Genomic DNA, 16630 nt, shown 5'->3' on the forward strand with positions numbered 1-16630 from the left:
CGCCTTCTGCGACTTATCGTCGCGCCAAAATGGAGCTTCACTCTACAAAAACGGCCACGCTTTGCGTGCAAGGCCGAGGGAGAGAGCGCCTGACGAACGCATACTAATAACTGGGGGATTCATCAATGAGCACTAGCACTGTGGCCGGCACTACAGCCGCCCAGCCTGCGTTCCTGTCGAAGGAGCGCATTATCGCCAAGCCCGGGTTTAACCGCTGGCTGGTTCCACCGGCCGCCCTGGCCATCCACCTGTGCATCGGCATGGCCTACGGCTTTTCGGTGTTCTGGCTGCCGCTGTCCAAGGCGCTGGGTATCACTAAACCGGTTGCCTGTGCGCCGGACATGAGCTTCATCGCCCAGGTCTTCTCGTCCCAATGCGACTGGCCCATCTCCATGCTGGGCTGGATCTACACCCTGTTCTTCATCTTCCTGGGTTGCTCGGCAGCGATCTGGGGTGGCTGGCTGGAACATGCCGGGCCGCGCAAGGCCGGTGTTGTGTCGGCGTTGTGCTGGTGCGGCGGCCTGTTGATCTCGGCGCTGGGTATCTATACCCACCAGATCTGGCTGATGTGGATCGGCTCCGGGGTCATTGGCGGTATCGGCCTGGGCCTGGGTTATATCTCGCCCGTATCGACCCTGATCAAGTGGTTTCCGGACAAGCGCGGCATGGCCACCGGCATGGCGATCATGGGCTTCGGCGGCGGCGCAATGGTGGGCGCCCCGCTGGCTGCTGCGCTGATGGGGCACTTTGCTTCGCCGACCAGCGTGGGCGTATGGCAGAGTTTCCTGGTCATGGCTGCGATCTACTTCGTGTTCATGATCGGCGGCGCGCTGTCCTACCGCGTTCCACCCACTGGCTGGAAGCCTGAGGGCTGGACCGCACCGGCGAAAAAAGCCAGTAACGCGATGATCACCCACCGTCACGTGCACGTGAATGTGGCGTGGAAAACCCCGCAATTCCGCTTGGTATGGCTGGTGCTGTGCCTGAACGTGTCGGCGGGTATCGGCATCCTCGGCATGGCTTCGCCGCTGCTGCAGGAAGTGTTCGGTGGCAAACTGCTGGGTGTCGATGTGCCGTTTGGCCAACTGGACGCCGGTCAACTGGCCTCCATCGCGGCCATCGCTGCAGGTTTCACGGGTCTGTTGAGCCTGTTCAACATCGGTGGCCGGTTCTTCTGGGCGTCGTTCTCCGACTACCTGGGGCGTAAAAACACCTACTTCGTGTTCTTCGCCCTGGGCTTTGCCCTGTATGCGCTGATCCCGAACCTGGGGCACCTGGGCAATGTGGCGCTGTTCGTGGCGGCGTTCTGCATCATCCTGTCGATGTACGGCGGTGGCTTTGCGACTGTCCCGGCCTACCTGGCGGACCTGTTCGGTACCCAGATGGTCGGCGCGATCCACGGTCGCCTGCTGACCGCCTGGGCAGCGGCGGGAGTGCTGGGCCCGGTGCTGGTGAACTACCTGCGTGAGTATCAACTGAGCATCGGCGTTGAACGCGCTGCGGCCTATGACATCACCTTGTACATTCTCGCCGGCCTGCTGGTGCTGGGCTTTATCTGCAACATGCTGGTCCGCCCGGTGGCCGACAAGTACTTCATGACCGACGCGGAACTGGCCGCCGAGCAGGCGCTGGGCCATGACAAGGGTGCCGATGCCAGCACTTCCCTGGAGTGGAAAGCGGCACCCGGCACCGTGCCGTTGGCGATCGCGGCCTGGCTGGTGGTGGGTATTCCGTTGGCGTGGGGTGTGTGGGTGACCCTGCAGAAGACGGCGGTACTGTTCCACTAAGTTGAATACAAGCGGGTGCACCATCCTGGAGCGCCCGCTTGTGTATACATGTCTATCCCCGACATTCCCCGCCTCAACTCGTCAGTCTTATCCCCTTCGATGTTTCTGTTTAGCGCCCGCGCCCCTATAATGGCTGCCTTTTTCGCCCAATGATTTTGCGGAGCTGGTGATGGCCGAACGTAAGGCGTCCGTCGAGCGCGACACTCTGGAAACCCAGATCAAAGCCTCGATCAACCTGGATGGCACCGGAAAGGCCCGATTTGATATCGGTGTACCTTTTCTTGAGCACATGCTGGACCAGATCGCCCGTCACGGGCTGATCGACCTGGATATCGTCAGCAAGGGCGACCTGCATATCGACGACCACCACACGGTGGAAGACGTAGGCATCACCCTCGGCCAGGCGTTTGCCAAGGCCATCGGCGACAAAAAAGGCATCCGTCGCTACGGTCACGCCTATGTCCCGCTGGACGAAGCGCTGTCGCGTGTGGTCATCGACTTCTCCGGCCGCCCAGGCCTGCAGATGCACGTGCCGTACACCCGCGCCACCGTGGGCGGCTTCGATGTCGACCTGTTCCAGGAATTCTTCCAGGGCTTCGTCAACCACGCACTGGTCAGCCTGCACATCGACAACCTGCGCGGCACCAACACCCACCACCAGATCGAAACCGTGTTCAAGGCTTTCGGCCGCGCGCTGCGCATGGCCGTGGAGCTGGATGAGCGCATGGCCGGGCAGATGCCCTCGACCAAGGGCGTCCTGTAATGCAGACGGTCGCGGTTATCGATTACGGCATGGGCAACCTGCACTCGGTGGCCAAGGCCCTCGAACACGTAGGGGCCGGCAAGGTGCTGATCACCAGCGATGCCAACGTGATTCGCGAAGCCGACCGCGTGGTGTTCCCCGGTGTGGGCGCGATCCGCGATTGCATGGCCGAGATCCGTCGCCTGGGCTTTGACAGCCTGGTGCGCGAAGTCAGCCAGGATCGTCCGTTCCTCGGCATCTGCGTGGGCATGCAAGCCTTGCTCGATCGCAGTGAAGAGAACGACGGCGTCGACTGCATCGGCCTGTTCCCCGGCCAGGTGAAGTTCTTCGGCAAGGACCTGCACGAAGACGGCGCCCACCTGAAAGTCCCGCACATGGGCTGGAACGAAGTCAGCCAGGCAGTGGATCACCCGCTGTGGCACGACATCCCGGACATGGCGCGCTTCTACTTCGTGCACAGCTACTACATCGCCGCCGGTAAACCGCGCCAGGTGGTGGGTGGTGGGCACTACGGCGTCGACTTCGCCGCTGCGTTGGCCGAAGGTTCGCGTTTTGCCGTGCAGTTCCACCCCGAGAAGAGCCATACCCATGGCCTGCAATTGCTGCAGAACTTCGCCGCCTGGGATGGGCGCTGGTAAATGGCCAGGAAGCCGAAGCCGCCGATCTTGACCCTCACGCCGGAGCAGGAAAGTGAGGCTACCCTCAAGATCAAGCGCTTCATGGAAGACCGCTTCGAGCTCAAGCTGGGCTCGTTCGAGGTCGCCGAGATTCTTGAGCTGTTCACCACCGAAGTGGCTCCGCACTATTACAACAGGGCGATTTTCGATACGCAGACGCTCCTTAAAGAAAGGTTCGAAAGCATCGAAAGCGACCTGTGGTCGCTTGAGAAACCCTGATTTCCCAAGCATTGCTGAATATCGAATAAGGTTTGCCAGATGCTGATTATCCCCGCTATCGATCTCAAGGACGGCGCCTGCGTCCGTCTGCGCCAAGGCCGTATGGAAGATTCCACCGTGTTCTCCGATGATCCGGTGAGCATGGCTGCCAAATGGGTGGAAGGGGGCTGCCGGCGTCTGCATCTGGTGGACTTGAACGGCGCCTTCGAAGGCCAGCCGGTCAACGGCGAGGTGGTCACCGCGATCGCCAGGCGCTACCCGAACCTGCCGATCCAGATCGGCGGCGGTATCCGCTCCCTGGAAACCATCGAGCATTACGTCAAGGCCGGCGTGAGCTACGTGATCATTGGCACCAAGGCCGTGAAAGACCCGGCCTTCGTCGCCGAAGCCTGCCGCGCGTTCCCGGGCAAAGTGATCGTGGGCCTGGACGCTAAAGATGGTTTCGTCGCCACCGACGGCTGGGCTGAAATCAGCACCGTGCAAGTCATCGACCTGGCCAGGCAGTTCGAAGCCGACGGCGTGTCCGCCATCGTTTATACCGACATCGCCAAAGACGGCATGATGCAGGGCTGCAACGTGCCGTTCACCGCGGCGCTGGCGGCGGCGACGAAGATTCCGGTGATCGCTTCCGGCGGCATTCACAACCTGGGCGACATCAAGTCACTGCTGGACGCCAAGGCTCCAGGCATCATCGGCGCCATCACCGGCCGCGCGATCTACGAAGGTACCCTGGACGTCGCCGAAGCCCAGGCTTACTGCGATGCCTACAACGGCTGAGGACTGACCATGGCGCTGGCCAAACGCATCATCCCTTGCCTGGACGTCGACAACGGTCGCGTGGTCAAGGGCGTCAAGTTCGAGAACATCCGTGACGCCGGCGACCCGGTGGAAATCGCCCGTCGCTACGATGAGCAGGGTGCCGACGAGATTACCTTTCTCGACATCACCGCCAGTGTCGACGGCCGCGACACTACGTTGCATACCGTCGAGCGCATGGCCAGCCAGGTGTTTATCCCGCTGACCGTGGGCGGTGGCGTGCGCACCGTGCAGGACATCCGCAACCTGCTCAATGCCGGTGCGGACAAGGTCTCGATCAACACTGCTGCGGTGTTCAACCCGGAGTTCGTCGGCGAAGCCGCGCAGCACTTCGGCTCGCAATGCATCGTGGTCGCCATCGACGCCAAGAAAGTCTCCGGCCCGGGCGAAACCCCGCGCTGGGAGATCTTCACCCACGGCGGTCGCAAGCCGACCGGCCTGGACGCGGTGGAGTGGGCGATGAAGATGGAAGGCCTGGGCGCCGGGGAAATCCTGCTGACCAGCATGGACCAGGACGGCATGAAGAACGGCTTCGACCTGGGTGTGACCCGCGCCATCAGTGATGCGCTGGGTATTCCGGTGATCGCCTCCGGCGGCGTCGGTAATCTGCAACACCTGGCCGACGGCGTGATCGAAGGCCATGCCAGCGCGGTGTTGGCGGCGAGTATTTTTCACTTTGGTGAATACACCGTTCCCGAGGCCAAGGCCTACATGGCGGCGCGCGGTATCGTCGTTCGCTAAACGTTGCTGGACACCATGGCAGGCGCGCGGCACTCTCTGCGCTTGCCATGGATTCCGGTAGCCTTCATGTTCAAGACCCTGCTGCTTGCCCTCGCCAGCACCTCCATCTTCATGGTGAGTGCAGCCCACGCCGAAGAGCCGTCCGACGCCTCCCTGGTATTGCTGACGGAAAATTTCCCGCCCTACAACATGGCCAAGAACGGCAAGAACTTCGCCAGGGACGAGAACATCGAAGGCATCGCCGTAGACATCGTGCGCGAAACCTTCAAGCGTGCCGGCATTTCCTACAATCTCACCCTGCGTTTTCCCTGGGAGCGAATCTACAAGCTCGCCCTGGAGAAACCCGGCTATGGCGTGTTTGTGATGGCGCGTTTGCCGGATCGTGAAGCGCTGTTCAAGTGGGTTGGCCCCATCGGCCCGGACGACTGGGTGCTGCTGGCCAAGGCCGACAGCAAGATCCAGCTCGACGACCTGGAGCACGCGCGCCGCTACAGGATCGGCGCCTATAAGGGCGATGCCATCGCCGAGACCCTGGAGAAGCAGGGCCTTAACCCGGTGGTGGTGTTGCGTGACCAGGACAACGCGCAAAAGCTCGTGGATGGCCAGATCGACCTGTGGGCCACCGGCGACCCGGCCGGGCGTTACCTGGCGCGCCAGGTCGGTGTGACCGGGCTCAAGACTGTGCTGCGGTTCAACAGTGCCCAGTTGTACCTGGCGCTGAACAAGGATGTGCCGGATGAGACGGTGGCCAGGCTGCAGGCAGCGTTGGATCAGTTGCGCTCTGAAGGGCGGGTGGAACAGATCATGGCGGACTATTTGTAGCGGTAGACGCCGTTCTTGCCGTGCCCCGCCATGGCTTGATTGCTGCGCACACTGATCATCAGCTTGATATCAATCCACTCGATGCCCTGGGCCTGGAGCTTGGGCAATTCGCGCTCGAGCACCGCCAGCGTCTGCGGATAGGGGTGGCCGATCATCACCGCTGAACCCTGTTTATGCGCCAGCTTGATCGCGGTTTGCAGCTGCGTGGCAATCGCTGCTTCGGTGCGCTCATCATCGAGGAATACATCCCGCGAGACATGGGCCAGGCCGATCTTCTGCGCCTCGGCGGCGGCCACGGTCTGTGCGCTGGTGCGGCTGTCGACGAAGAACTTGTTGCGCCGCTGCAGTTCCGCCATCAGCCAGGCCATGGCGGCCGGCTGGGCGGTCATGCGACTGCCCATATGGTTGTTGATGCCGGCGGTGTAGGGCACGGCCTTGAAGGCGGCGTCCAGGCGTTGGCCAAGTTCTTCGAGGGAGAGTTCAGGGTGCCAGGCGAACGGGCCGGTGGCGGGGTCCATGGGCATGTGCAGGATCACGATCTTGCCGGCCTTGTGCGCTTCGCGGGCGAATTCGGCGGCGTGGGGCGTGTCGGGCATGATCGCCGTGGTCACTGGCCCAGGCAGGGCCAGCACGCGACGATCCCGGGGCAGGTTTTGCCCCAGGTCGTCGATGATAAGGGTCAGGTAGGCTTTGTGGGATTCGCCGGCAGGGGCCGCTTGGGCGACCCCTGCCAGGCTGCACAGCACAGCAATGATCAGGGCAACACGCATATCAACGGCTGCGCGTAATGCTCAGGCCCTTGAGCAGGCTCAGCGCCTGGGCCAGCTGGTAGTCATCGTCCTGCGGCATCGGCTTGGCTTTCTTGCTGCTGCCGGTTGGCTGGTCGGCACCGCCGTTGCCATTGCCCAGGTGACCTTGCAGGTCTGCTTCCTTGTAGTACTCGCTGTCGATTTCGTTGGTGATCTTGGCCTTGCGCACTTCGATGTCCGGCACGATGCCCTGGGCCTGGATCGAGCGGCCGTTCGGCGTGTAGTACAGCGCGGTGGTGATCTTCAGGGCGCGATCGTTGTTCAGCGGCAGCACGGTTTGTACCGAGCCTTTGCCGAAGCTGGTGGTGCCCATCAGCACGCCGCGCTTCTGGTCTTGCAGGGCGCCGGCGACGATTTCCGAGGCCGAGGCGCTGCCGCCGTTGATCAGCACGGCCAATGGCACGTTCTCGCTGAGGTCGTTGCCGGTGGCCGAGAAGCGCAGCTCGGAGTTGGCGATACGGCCCTTGGTGTAGACGATCAGGCCCTTGGTGATGAAGTGGTCGACCACTTCCACCGCCGACTGCAGCACGCCGCCCGGGTTGTTGCGCAGGTCGAGCACGATGCCGCTGAGTTTCTTGCCGTTGTCCTTGCGCAGCTTGGCCAGGGCCTTGGCCACTTCTTCGCCGGTCTTGACCTGGAACTGGGTGATGCGGATGTAGCCGTAGCCCGACTCCAGCAACTGACTCTTCACGCTCTTGACCACGATGGTCGCGCGGGTGAGCGTCACGTCAAACGGGTTGCCGCCGTCGCGCACCAGGGTCAGGGTGATTTTCTGGCCGATCTTGCCGCGCATCTTGTCGACGGCTTCGGTCATGGTCTGGCCGCGGGTCGGCTGGCCGTTGATCTTGACGATAAAGTCACCGGCCTGGATGCCGGCCTTGGATGCCGGGGTGTCGTCGATGGGCGAAACGACCTTGATGTTGCCGTCTTCAGCGCCGACTTCAATGCCCAGGCCGCCGAATTCACCACTGGTGCTTTCCTGCAGCTCGGCAAAATCTTCCGGACCCAGGTACGCGGAGTGCGGGTCGAGGTTGCTGAGCATGCCCTTGATGGCATTTTCCAGCAGGGTCTTGTCGTCTACAGGTTCGACATAGGCGGCCTTGATCCGGTCCATGACCTCGGCAAAGGTGCGCAGCTCGTCCAGCGGCAATGGCGCCTTGGTGGTCGCGGCCGTGGCGGCGGGTGCAGCCGGGGCGGCCTGGTCGGCAAAAGCCAGAGGCGCGCCGATGACCAGGGCGATCGTCAGGGCCAGCGAAGTGAGGCGGGACAAATGCAGCATGTCGAACGAACTCCTAATGTAGATGCGACCCTATCCTTGGGACCGGCACCATTGTGCGGGATCGCTCGGGCGACCCTGCTGACGAATAGCGAAGTACAGCGCCGGGGTGTCCTGGCCACCACTGTTACCGACAGTGGAGATGGATTCACCGGCTTTTACAACATCACCTGCCGACTTGAGTAACGTCTGATTGTGGCCATAAAGGCTTAAATAGCCATTACCGTGGTCGAGAATCACCAACAAACCGGCGCCCCGCAGCCAATCGGCAAACACCACGCGCCCACCATGTACGGCGTGGACCTGGCTGCCGGCAGAGGCGCTGATCATCACCCCGTCCCACTTGGCGCGGGTGTCATCGCCCCGGGTTTCCCCAAAGCGTGCCAGCAGTCGACCATCAACCGGCCATGGAAGTTTGCCGCGGGCTGAAGCAAAAGGCCCGCCGAACGACTCGCCGGCACTGGAAACCAGCGGGCCAGGGGCGGCATGTGCCGGTTTGCGCGGCGCCGGGGCATCGGTGGTGGCTGCCAGTTCGGCCTCACGCTGGCGCTTTTTTTCCGCTTCCTGCTGGGCGATCAGCGCTTTCTGCCGCGCTTCTTCGGCCTCGCGTGCCTGGCGTGCCAGGGTTTCTTCGATGGTCTTGAGCACTTTGGCCAGGTCGGCCTGGTCCTGCTCGCGGGCCTGCAGCTTGGCGTCGCGGGCCTTCACGTCGTCATTGAGCTTGGCCAGGGCCAGCTGGCGCTCCTTGCGGACTTTGTCCAGCTCGTCGCGCTGGGCGTTGAGGCTGGCTTTCTGGTCCTCCAGCTGCGACTGCTGGTTGGCGATTTCCTGTTCGACATTGGCCAACTGGCGCAGGGTCTCGTTGAAGCTTTTCAATTGCTCCAGGCGGGCCTTGCTCAGGTAGTCGTAGTAGGTCAGGGTGCGCGCGAATTTCTCCGGGTTCTGCTGGTTGAGCAGCAGCTTGAGGTATTCCTGGCGGCCGCTCTGGTAGGCGGCGCGGGCCTGGATCGCGATCAGGCGTTGCTGTTCAACGCGTGCGCTCTGGAGTTTTTTTTTCTCAGCGTCGAGTCGCTCCAGTTCCGACTCGCTCTTCTTTAGTTCTTTTTGCAGCTCCTGGACCTGCTTCTCCAGCTTACCCATTTCGGTTTCCGTGCCGCGCAGGTCTTTCTGCACCCCGGATTTTTCTTCCTGGAGCTTGCCGAGCAGTTTTTTCAGCTCGGTAATGTCCTGACGCGTAGCGTCCAACTGTTGTTGAGTTTGTGCGCGCTCGTCGGCAAACGCCGGTTGGAGCAGGCAGACAAGAGCGAGGGTAATCAAGGCGCGAAGCATAGAGGCGGGCGACACCAGGGAAAGGGACGGCCTAGTATGCCCGCCAAGCGCTGCAAAAAAAACGCCCAATTCGGCCTGGAAGGCAAGATAGGTGCCGAGCGGCGGTGGTATGGCAAAAAGACATCTGCCAAACACCGCAGATCCCATGTGGGAAGGGACAAGCCCCTCCCACATGTTTGTTGAGATCAGACCAGAATTGAGGTCCCGGTCATCTCTTTGGGCTTCTCCAGCCCCATCAGCATCAGCATGGTCGGTGCCACATCCGCCAGCACGCCGCCATCACGCACTTTGAAATCGCGCTTGCCTACATAGATGAACGGCACCGGCTCGGTGGTGTGGGCGGTATGGGCCTGGCCGGTGGTTTCGTCGGACATCTGCTCGCAGTTGCCGTGGTCGGCGGTGATCAGCGCTTCGCCGCCGACTTTTTCCAGGGCCTCGACAATGCGGCCGACGCACAGGTCCAGGCATTCCACGGCCTTGGTCGCAGCTTCCAGGTTACCGCTGTGGCCGACCATGTCGCCGTTGGCATAGTTGACCACGATCACGTCGTAACGCTGGTGGTCGATGGCGTCGACGATCTTGTCGGTGACTTCCGGCGCGCTCATTTCCGGCTGCAGGTCGTAGGTGGCGACTTTTGGCGAAGGGATCAGGATGCGTTCTTCGCCCGGGAACGGTTCTTCACGCCCGCCGGAGAAGAAGAAGGTGACGTGGGCGTATTTCTCGGTCTCGGCAATACGCAGCTGGGTCTTGCCGTTCTTCGCCAGGTAGTCGCCCAGCACGTTGTCCAGGCTGCCGGCAGCAAAGGCAGCGGGGGCCGGGATGCTGGCGGCGTATTGGGTCAGGCCGACGTATTGGACTTTTGGCTGGCGCGCCCGCTCGAATTCCTTGAAACCGTCTTCGACAAACACACGGCTCAGCTCGCGCGCGCGGTCGGCGCGGAAGTTCATGAACACCACGGCGTCGCCGTCTTCGACCTTGACCGGCTCGCCGATGGTGGTGGCCTTGACGAATTCATCGCTCTCGCCACGGGCGTAGGCAGCTTCCAGGCCTTCCTGGGCGGTGGCGGCGTGGAATTCGGCCTGGCCGTCGACGATCAGGTTGTAGGCCTGGGACACGCGGTCCCAACGGTTGTCGCGGTCCATGGCGAAGTAGCGGCCCACCAGGCTGGCGATGCGGCCCTTGCCCAGGGCGGCGAAGGTGGCGTCCAGCAGCTCGATGGAGGATTGCGCGCTTTTTGGCGGGGTGTCGCGACCATCGAGGAAGGCGTGCAGGTAGATCTTGTCGGCGCCGCGCTTGAAGGCCAGCTCGGCCATCGCCACCAGATGGTCCTGGTGACTGTGAACGCCGCCGTCGGACAGCAGGCCCATGAAGTGCACGGCTTTGCCGGCGGCCACGGCTTTATCTACCGCTGCGCAGATAGTCGGGTTCTCGAAGAACTCGCCATCGCGGATCGATTTGGTCACGCGGGTGAAGTCCTGATAGACCACTCGTCCGGCGCCGAGGTTCATGTGGCCGACTTCCGAGTTGCCCATCTGGCCGTCCGGCAGGCCCACGTCCATGCCCGAGCCGGAGATCAGGCCGTTGGGCACCGTCGCGGTCAGGCGGTCGAGTACGGGCTTCTTGGCCGCGTACACCGCGTTGTCGTGGTGGCTTTCACTGTGTCCGAAGCCATCGAGAATTATCAGGACCAAAGGTTTAGGCGTAGTAGTCATAGATCCTCTCGCGGCGGTAATAAAGGAAGGCAATTGAAAAGGGAGTGGCAGTTTAAAGCGAAGTTCCGACCACGTCACCGCCTTACGGGGGTTGGCCCCCCCTGACGGCTGTGTATACTTACCGCCATTTTAACGCCCTGGAACCTCCTTGATGGTTGATCACCTGATTGCATTTGCCACTGCCCACTATCTGCTCGTGGGTGCCTTCGTCATCCTGCTGGCGCTGCTGATCGCTCACGAATTGAGCCGTGGTGGCCGCAGCCTGAGCACGTCGGAGCTGACCGCGCTGGTCAACAAGGATGAGGCCATTGTGGTGGATATCCGCCCAGTCAAGGATTTCGCCGCCGGCCACATCGTCGGTGCCCTGAACATTCCTCAGGACAAGCTGATCGCGCGCCTGGCCGAGCTGGAAAAGCACAAGGCCAAGACCATCATCCTGGTCGACGCCCAGGGCCAGCACGCCGGTACCCACGCCCGCGAGATGCTCAAGAGCGGTTTCACCGCCGCCAAGCTGTCCGGTGGCATCAGCAGCTGGCGCGCCGATAACCTGCCGCTGGTGAAGTGATATGAGCCAGGTCGTCGTATATTCCAGCGATTGGTGCCCTTACTGCATGCGGGCCAAGGCCCTGCTGGAGAAAAAGGGCGTTGCCTTCGAAGAGATCAAGGTCGATGGCAAACCCCAGGTGCGTGCCGAAATGGCCCAGAAGGCGGGGCGCACGTCGGTGCCGCAGATCTGGATCGGCGCTAAACACATCGGTGGTTGCGACGACCTGTTTGCCCTGGAGCGCGCCGGTAAACTCGATGCGCTGCTGCTCGTCTGACTCCTAACCCCTAAAAGACCCCAAGATCAAGAAGGATCTGCGATGACTGACCAACAGAACACCGAAGCAGCAGAAGCCCAAGGCCCACAATTTTCGCTGCAGCGTATCTATGTGCGTGACTTGTCGTTCGAAGCGCCGAAAAGCCCGGCTATCTTCCGCCAGGAATGGACCCCAAGCGTTGCCCTGGACCTGAACACCCGTCAAAAGGCACTGGAAGGCGATTTCCACGAAGTCGTGCTGACCTTGTCGGTCACCGTCAAGAATGGCGAAGAAGTGGCCTTCATCGCTGAAGTGCAACAGGCCGGTATCTTCCTGATCCAGGGCCTGGACGAAGCGTCCATGAGCCACACCCTGGGTGCGTTCTGCCCGAACATCCTGTTCCCGTATGCCCGCGAGACCCTGGACAGCCTGGTCACCCGTGGTTCGTTCCCGGCGTTGATGCTGGCTCCGGTGAACTTCGATGCCCTGTACGCTCAAGAGCTGCAGCGCATGCAACAGGAAGGCGCGCCGACGGTTCAGTAATCTCGAACCCGACGCAGAACCCAATGTGGGAGGGAGCTTGCTCCCGATGGCGGTGGATCAGTCAGATAGATGTCGACTGACACTCCGCCATCGGGGGCAAGCCCCCTCCCACATTTGTTATGTGTGCTATTTGAAGCCGAGTTGGCGCCAGCCTTCGTAGACGGCAACGGCGACGGTGTTCGACAGGTTCAGGCTGCGGCAGCCTTCGCGCATCGGCAGGCGCAGGCGATGGCCATCGGGCAGGGCGTCGAGTACCTCGGCCGGCAGGCCACGGCTTTCCGGGCCGAACAGGAAGGCGTCGCCTTCGGCGAAGCTGGCATCATGGAACGGTCGCGAACCCTTGGTGGTGAACGCGAACAGCCGTGGGTGGCCCAGGCTTTCCAGGCAGCTGGCCAGGTCGGCATGGCGCTGCAGGGTGGCGTACTCGTGGTAGTCCAGGCCGGCACGGCGCAGGCGTTTGTCGTCCATGTCGAAGCCCAGGGGCTCGATCAAATGCAGGTGGCAGCCACTGTTGGCGCACAGCCTGATAACGTTGCCGGTATTCGGCGGAATTTCTGGTTGAAAAAGGATGACGTGAAACATGCACGGCTCCGAAGGCAAAGATGCGCTGCATTCTACCCCTGAAGAAGACCCAAGGCCGAAGCTAATGCCGAGGGTGATGGGCTCATTGGCGATTGTCGGCCTGATGGTGGGCCTGATGATCGGTCGCCTGACCACCCCAGACCCGGTCGAGTTGCAGCAGATAGAGACGGCGGCGGACGGTGTGGTGGCGTGGTTTAACCGCGAACCCAAGCTGCACGGTGAGCATATCGACGGCACCGTGGCGCTGTTGTTCGACGCGCAAGGCAAGGCCGCCAGCGGGCAGCTCAAGGTCAACGACAAGGATGTGAACTGGCGCGTGCGCAAGACCGATGCGGGCTTGCTGCTGAACCTGGTGGCGGCTCGGCCGCTGCGTGGGGAGTGGAAGGGCGAGGAGGTCGATGACCGCTGGCGGCTGGAGATCCATCTCCAAGAGCAATAAAAGAGGGAGTTCCCGGCCTGCCTGTACCAGGGCTCCCAAAACGGGGTGAAGCCAGAGGCTTCGGTGTTAAAGAGGGAATCCCCGGCCTGCCTGTACCGAGGTTCCCGAAAGCGGTGTGGAGCGCGACGCGGTTCGCATCAAGCACCCCGGGTGTAAAGAGGGGATTCTCGGCCTGCCTGTACCAAGGTCCCCGAAACTGGGTTGTACTGGGGTTATTGCAGGGCGCGTGCCAGAGTGGCTGAGTTGTGGCAAAAAATTTCTCCAGAAAGCGCAAAGCCCCGGAATACGGGGCTTTGGTGTTTTCGGGGTTCAGTATTTTCTTAACAAAACGCTGGTTTCGGGCTTGGAACGTGTGCGCGATGCTAGAACAGGGTGCATTGAAGCGGTGCACGGTTCTGAGTCCCTGTGGGGGTCCAAATGTGAGAGGGGGCTTGCTCCCGATGGCGGAGTGTCAGTCGATATCTATCTGACTGATCCACCGCTATCGGGAGCAAGCCCCCTCCCACATTAGACCTCGGTAGATGGGAGATCAGGCGTCGTCGCCCTCATCGTCATCACCACCATCCACCTTCATGCCCAACTCCTTGATCTTGCGCGTCAAGGTATTGCGACCCCAACCCAGCAACACGGCGGCATCGCGACGGCGGCCGGCGGTGTGCTTGAGGGCGGTTTCGATCATGATCCGCTCGAAGGCCGGCACGGCGCTGTCCAGCAGGTTCGACTGGCCGCGTGCCAGGGCCTGGTCGGCCCATTGGCGCAGCGCCTGTTCCCAGTTGGTCACCGGGGCCGAATCCTGCGGCAGGCTCAACAGTTCCGGCGGCAGGTCGCCGATATGCACTTCGCGGCCGGACGCCATCACGGTGATCCAGCGGCAGGTGTTCTCCAACTGGCGCACGTTGCCGGGCCACGGCAGGTTCTTCAGGTATTCCTCGGTCTCGCTTTTCAGCAGCTTCGGCTCGACGGCCAGCTCCTGGGCGGCGCGGCTGAGGAAGTGGCGGGCGAGGGTCGGGATATCTTCGCGGCGGTCCGACATCCGTGGGATGTGGATGCGGATCACGTTGAGACGGTGGAACAAGTCTTCACGGAACTTGCCGGCGTGCACCAGGGTTTCCAGGTTCTGGTGAGTCGCGGCGATGATGCGCACATCGACCTTGACCGGTGTGTGCCCGCCCACGCGGTAGAACTCGCCGTCCGCCAGTACGCGCAGCAGACGGGTCTGGGTGTCGGCCGGCATGTCGCCGATTTCATCGAGGAACAGTGTGCCGCCGTCCGCCTGTTCGAAGCGGCCGCGACGCAGGTTGGCTGCGCCGGTGAACGCGCCTTTCTCATGTCCGAACAGCTCGGACTCCATCAGATCCTTGGGGATCGCCGCCATGTTCAGTGCGATAAACGGCGAGGCCGCTCGCGGGCTGTGGCGGTGCAGGGCGTGGGCTACCAGCTCTTTACCGGTACCCGACTCGCCGTTGATCAGCACGGTGATGTTGGAATGGCTCAAGCGCCCGATGGCGCGAAACACTTCCTGCATCGCCGGCGCTTCACCGATGATTTCCGGGGTGCGGGTCAGGGTCGGCGGAGCTTCCTGGTTCTGCTGTTCCTGGGCGTGCTGGTTGGCGCGCTTGACCAGCGCCACGGCCTCGTCCACGTCAAACGGCTTGGGCAGGTACTCGAAGGCACCGCCCTGATAGGACGCGACAGCGCTGTCCAGGTCCGAGTGGGCAGTCATGATGATCACCGGCAGGCGCGGGTGCTGCTCGCGAATCCGCGCCAGCAGGTCCAGGCCACTGGCGCCGGGCATGCGGATGTCGGAGATGATCACGTCGGGCTGCTGGCGCGCCAGGCGGCTCATCACCCCGTCGGCGCTGTCGAAGCTCTGGGTGGTCATGCCTTCCTGTTGCAAGGCTTTCTCGAGGACCCAGCGGATAGAACGGTCGTCATCGACGATCCACACAGTTTCACTACGGCTCATGTCGATGGGGCTCCTTGTTCCAGAGGCAGAAAGATCGAGAATGTGGTGTGGCCGGGATGGCTCTCACATTCGATCAGACCCTGGTGCTGGCTGATGATGTTCTGGGTAATGGCCAGGCCCAGCCCGGTACCGTCCGGGCGGCCGCTGACCATGGGAAAGAAGATGGTTTCCTGAAGTTCCGCAGGGATGCCCGGGCCGTTGTCGATGATCTCGACCTTGGTCACCAGGCGATGGCGCACGTGGCCGATGGTGAACTGGCGCAGGGCACGGGTGCGCAGGCTGATGCGGCCAAGGCGCAGCTCGTTCTGGCTGCTGATGGCCTGCATGGCGTTGCGCACGATGTTGAGCACCGCCTGGATCATCTGCTCGCGGTCGATCAACACGTCGGGAATGCTTGGGTCGTAGTCGCGCACCAGGGTGATGCAGCCCTGGCTTTCGGCTTCTACCAACTGACAGACGCGCTCCAGTACTTCGTGCACGTTGGTCATCGCCAGCGACGGCAGCTTGTTGGAGCCGAGCATGCGGTCCACCAGGTTACGCAGGCGGTCGGCCTCTTCGATGATGACGTTGGTGTAGTCCTTGAGGTGCTCGTCCGGCAGTTCACGGGCCAGCAACTGCGCCGCGCCGCGAATGCCGCCCAGCGGGTTCTTGATCTCATGGGCCAGGCCGCGCACCAGCATCTTGCTGGTCTCCTGCTTGGACAGCTGGGCTTCTTCCTTGGTGATGCGCAACAGGCGGTCGCGGGGGTGCACTTCGAGCAGCAGCAGCGTGGCTCCGTTGCTCAGGATCGGGGTCACGGCGTAGTCGACGGTCAGCGTCTGGCCGGTGAGTGCCGTGAGCATCGCTTCACGTTTGGTGAACGGGTGTGCCTGCTCCACTGCCTGGCGCAACGAACTCAAGGCTTCGGCCGACTCGGTGAACAATTCGCTGATGAACTGCCCATGGCTGCGCTGGCCGCTGATGGCCAGGAGCATCTCTGCCGCCGGGTTCATGTACTCAAGGCGCAGGTCGTCATTGAGCAGGATGGTCGCGGTGGTCAGGTTGTCGAGTAGCAAACGGTGCAGTGCATCGCTGATGGTCATCGGGACCTCTTTTGGAGCAAGGCGCGGGCTTGAGGCACACGCTGATACAAGGAAAATGCAAAAACCAAACCAAGGCTCCGAAAAGAAGCGTGAATCCCCTGAAATAAGGGGTTAAGGCGCGAAACTGTGGCGTTCTGCCAGCCCGCTCGGGAAGTTTCGAACCAAAATGGTGTGAGTCAGTGGGAAGGGTGCGGGATGTCGCACCAATATAGTGCGGTTTTGTGAAGGTTGTTCAGGAAGTGCCGAATTCACACAAATCCAATGTGG

At 62.1% G+C, this 16630-nt stretch carries 18 protein-coding genes; 11 read left to right on the forward strand and 7 right to left on the reverse strand.

Annotation, left to right across the window (positions count from 1 at the left end):
- Nucleotides 1-125 precede the first annotated feature (125 nt).
- The 7 genes from BB029_RS21755 (at nucleotide 126) to BB029_RS21785 (ending at nucleotide 5825) form a co-directional block, all read left to right on the forward strand.
- A complete protein-coding gene (locus BB029_RS21755; RefSeq protein ID WP_065940740.1) occupies nucleotides 126-1787 on the forward strand; it encodes an OFA family MFS transporter in 1662 nt (553 codons plus the stop codon).
- Between the two features lie 169 nt (nucleotides 1788-1956).
- The gene (gene hisB, locus BB029_RS21760) at nucleotides 1957-2550 is read left to right on the forward strand and encodes an imidazoleglycerol-phosphate dehydratase HisB (RefSeq protein ID WP_017849940.1); all 594 of its coding nucleotides are present in this window, start codon (nucleotides 1957-1959) and stop codon (nucleotides 2548-2550) included.
- Nucleotides 2550-3188, forward strand: coding sequence for an imidazole glycerol phosphate synthase subunit HisH (hisH, locus tag BB029_RS21765; RefSeq protein ID WP_065940741.1), 639 nt, complete (start codon nucleotides 2550-2552; stop codon nucleotides 3186-3188). The genes hisB and hisH overlap by 1 nt, the downstream gene beginning before the upstream one ends.
- A complete protein-coding gene (locus BB029_RS21770; RefSeq protein WP_065940742.1) occupies nucleotides 3189-3446 on the forward strand; it encodes a DUF2164 domain-containing protein in 258 nt (85 codons plus the stop codon).
- 39 nt (nucleotides 3447-3485) lie between these two features.
- Complete coding sequence (hisA, locus tag BB029_RS21775) at nucleotides 3486-4223, forward strand: 1-(5-phosphoribosyl)-5-[(5-phosphoribosylamino)methylideneamino]imidazole-4-carboxamide isomerase (protein ID WP_027605077.1); 738 nt, start codon at nucleotides 3486-3488, stop codon at nucleotides 4221-4223.
- Nucleotides 4224-4232: 9 nt separating this feature from the next.
- Nucleotides 4233-5003, forward strand: coding sequence for an imidazole glycerol phosphate synthase subunit HisF (hisF, locus tag BB029_RS21780; protein ID WP_003171107.1), 771 nt, complete (start codon nucleotides 4233-4235; stop codon nucleotides 5001-5003).
- A gap of 66 nt (nucleotides 5004-5069) precedes the next feature.
- Nucleotides 5070-5825 (forward strand): ABC transporter substrate-binding protein, encoded by a 756-nt coding sequence (locus tag BB029_RS21785; RefSeq protein ID WP_065925754.1) that lies wholly within the window; start codon nucleotides 5070-5072, stop codon nucleotides 5823-5825.
- On the opposite strand, the gene BB029_RS21790 is transcribed toward BB029_RS21785, so the two are convergent.
- The 4 genes from BB029_RS21790 to gpmI form a co-directional block, all read right to left on the reverse strand.
- Nucleotides 5816-6595 carry a divergent polysaccharide deacetylase family protein gene (locus tag BB029_RS21790; protein ID WP_065940743.1) on the reverse strand — a complete coding sequence of 260 codons (780 nt, stop codon included), beginning with the start codon at nucleotides 6593-6595 and terminating at the stop codon, nucleotides 5816-5818. The two genes, BB029_RS21785 and BB029_RS21790, sit on opposite strands and share 10 nt — an antisense overlap.
- A gap of 1 nt (nucleotide 6596) precedes the next feature.
- The gene (locus BB029_RS21795) at nucleotides 6597-7913 is read right to left on the reverse strand and encodes a S41 family peptidase (protein WP_065940744.1); all 1317 of its coding nucleotides are present in this window, start codon (nucleotides 7911-7913) and stop codon (nucleotides 6597-6599) included.
- Nucleotides 7914-7943: 30 nt separating this feature from the next.
- A complete protein-coding gene (locus BB029_RS21800) occupies nucleotides 7944-9239 on the reverse strand; it encodes a murein hydrolase activator EnvC (protein WP_065940745.1) in 1296 nt (431 codons plus the stop codon).
- A gap of 185 nt (nucleotides 9240-9424) precedes the next feature.
- The gene (gene gpmI / locus BB029_RS21805; RefSeq protein ID WP_065940746.1) at nucleotides 9425-10951 is read right to left on the reverse strand and encodes a 2,3-bisphosphoglycerate-independent phosphoglycerate mutase; all 1527 of its coding nucleotides are present in this window, start codon (nucleotides 10949-10951) and stop codon (nucleotides 9425-9427) included.
- A 151-nt stretch (nucleotides 10952-11102) separates the two neighbouring features.
- On the opposite strand from gpmI, the gene BB029_RS21810 reads away from it, so the two are divergent.
- From BB029_RS21810 to secB, 3 genes are read left to right on the forward strand one after another with little or no spacing between them, the layout of a single operon-like run.
- The gene (locus tag BB029_RS21810) at nucleotides 11103-11516 is read left to right on the forward strand and encodes a rhodanese-like domain-containing protein (protein WP_027605071.1); all 414 of its coding nucleotides are present in this window, start codon (nucleotides 11103-11105) and stop codon (nucleotides 11514-11516) included.
- Between the two features lies 1 nt (nucleotide 11517).
- A complete protein-coding gene (gene grxC, locus BB029_RS21815; RefSeq protein ID WP_010213876.1) occupies nucleotides 11518-11772 on the forward strand; it encodes a glutaredoxin 3 in 255 nt (84 codons plus the stop codon).
- Nucleotides 11773-11814: 42 nt separating this feature from the next.
- Nucleotides 11815-12294: a protein-export chaperone SecB gene (gene secB, locus BB029_RS21820; protein WP_014716520.1), complete on the forward strand. Its 480-nt coding sequence runs from the start codon at nucleotides 11815-11817 to the stop codon at nucleotides 12292-12294.
- A 126-nt stretch (nucleotides 12295-12420) separates the two neighbouring features.
- On the opposite strand, the gene BB029_RS21825 is transcribed toward secB, so the two are convergent.
- The gene (locus BB029_RS21825; protein ID WP_010563141.1) at nucleotides 12421-12876 is read right to left on the reverse strand and encodes a tRNA (cytidine(34)-2'-O)-methyltransferase; all 456 of its coding nucleotides are present in this window, start codon (nucleotides 12874-12876) and stop codon (nucleotides 12421-12423) included.
- Here BB029_RS21825 and BB029_RS21830 point away from each other — a divergent pair.
- On the forward strand, nucleotides 12875-13315 hold the full coding sequence (locus BB029_RS21830) for a hypothetical protein (RefSeq protein WP_027605070.1): 441 nt from the start codon (nucleotides 12875-12877) through the stop codon (nucleotides 13313-13315). The genes BB029_RS21825 and BB029_RS21830 overlap by 2 nt on opposite strands.
- 529 nt (nucleotides 13316-13844) lie before the next feature.
- Here the strand turns inward: BB029_RS21830 and ntrC are convergent.
- Nucleotides 13845-15281, reverse strand: a complete 1437-nt coding sequence (ntrC, locus tag BB029_RS21835) for a nitrogen regulation protein NR(I) (protein ID WP_027605069.1) — start codon at nucleotides 15279-15281, stop codon at nucleotides 13845-13847.
- Entirely contained in the window at nucleotides 15278-16363 is a 1086-nt protein-coding gene (gene glnL / locus BB029_RS21840) for a nitrogen regulation protein NR(II) (RefSeq protein ID WP_024072896.1), read from the reverse strand. The genes ntrC and glnL overlap by 4 nt, the downstream gene beginning before the upstream one ends.
- Nucleotides 16364-16630 lie beyond the last annotated feature (267 nt).

It is taken from the genome of Pseudomonas sp. S3E12, assembly GCF_001702295.1.
GTDB lineage: Bacteria > Pseudomonadota > Gammaproteobacteria > Pseudomonadales > Pseudomonadaceae > Aquipseudomonas > Aquipseudomonas marginalis.

What these genes read in the sequence shown, in the direction of transcription:
- hisH (WP_065940741.1), top strand. Translation starts at nt 2,550, where the DNA reads ATGCAGACGGTCGCGGTTATCGATTACGGCATGGGCAACCTGCACTCG.
- glnL (WP_024072896.1), bottom strand. Translation starts at nt 16,363, where the DNA reads ATGACCATCAGCGATGCACTGCACCGTTTGCTACTCGACAACCTGACC.
- hisB (WP_017849940.1), top strand. Translation starts at nt 1,957, where the DNA reads ATGGCCGAACGTAAGGCGTCCGTCGAGCGCGACACTCTGGAAACCCAG.
- gpmI (WP_065940746.1), bottom strand. Translation starts at nt 10,951, where the DNA reads ATGACTACTACGCCTAAACCTTTGGTCCTGATAATTCTCGATGGCTTC.
- BB029_RS21800 (WP_065940745.1), bottom strand. Translation starts at nt 9,239, where the DNA reads ATGCTTCGCGCCTTGATTACCCTCGCTCTTGTCTGCCTGCTCCAACCG.
- BB029_RS21830 (WP_027605070.1), top strand. Translation starts at nt 12,875, where the DNA reads ATGCACGGCTCCGAAGGCAAAGATGCGCTGCATTCTACCCCTGAAGAA.
- BB029_RS21790 (WP_065940743.1), bottom strand. Translation starts at nt 6,595, where the DNA reads ATGCGTGTTGCCCTGATCATTGCTGTGCTGTGCAGCCTGGCAGGGGTC.
- ntrC (WP_027605069.1), bottom strand. Translation starts at nt 15,281, where the DNA reads ATGAGCCGTAGTGAAACTGTGTGGATCGTCGATGACGACCGTTCTATC.
- grxC (WP_010213876.1), top strand. Translation starts at nt 11,518, where the DNA reads ATGAGCCAGGTCGTCGTATATTCCAGCGATTGGTGCCCTTACTGCATG.
- BB029_RS21755 (WP_065940740.1), top strand. Translation starts at nt 126, where the DNA reads ATGAGCACTAGCACTGTGGCCGGCACTACAGCCGCCCAGCCTGCGTTC.
- hisA (WP_027605077.1), top strand. Translation starts at nt 3,486, where the DNA reads ATGCTGATTATCCCCGCTATCGATCTCAAGGACGGCGCCTGCGTCCGT.
- BB029_RS21785 (WP_065925754.1), top strand. Translation starts at nt 5,070, where the DNA reads ATGTTCAAGACCCTGCTGCTTGCCCTCGCCAGCACCTCCATCTTCATG.
- secB (WP_014716520.1), top strand. Translation starts at nt 11,815, where the DNA reads ATGACTGACCAACAGAACACCGAAGCAGCAGAAGCCCAAGGCCCACAA.
- BB029_RS21770 (WP_065940742.1), top strand. Translation starts at nt 3,189, where the DNA reads ATGGCCAGGAAGCCGAAGCCGCCGATCTTGACCCTCACGCCGGAGCAG.
- BB029_RS21810 (WP_027605071.1), top strand. Translation starts at nt 11,103, where the DNA reads ATGGTTGATCACCTGATTGCATTTGCCACTGCCCACTATCTGCTCGTG.
- BB029_RS21795 (WP_065940744.1), bottom strand. Translation starts at nt 7,913, where the DNA reads ATGCTGCATTTGTCCCGCCTCACTTCGCTGGCCCTGACGATCGCCCTG.
- hisF (WP_003171107.1), top strand. Translation starts at nt 4,233, where the DNA reads ATGGCGCTGGCCAAACGCATCATCCCTTGCCTGGACGTCGACAACGGT.
- BB029_RS21825 (WP_010563141.1), bottom strand. Translation starts at nt 12,876, where the DNA reads ATGTTTCACGTCATCCTTTTTCAACCAGAAATTCCGCCGAATACCGGC.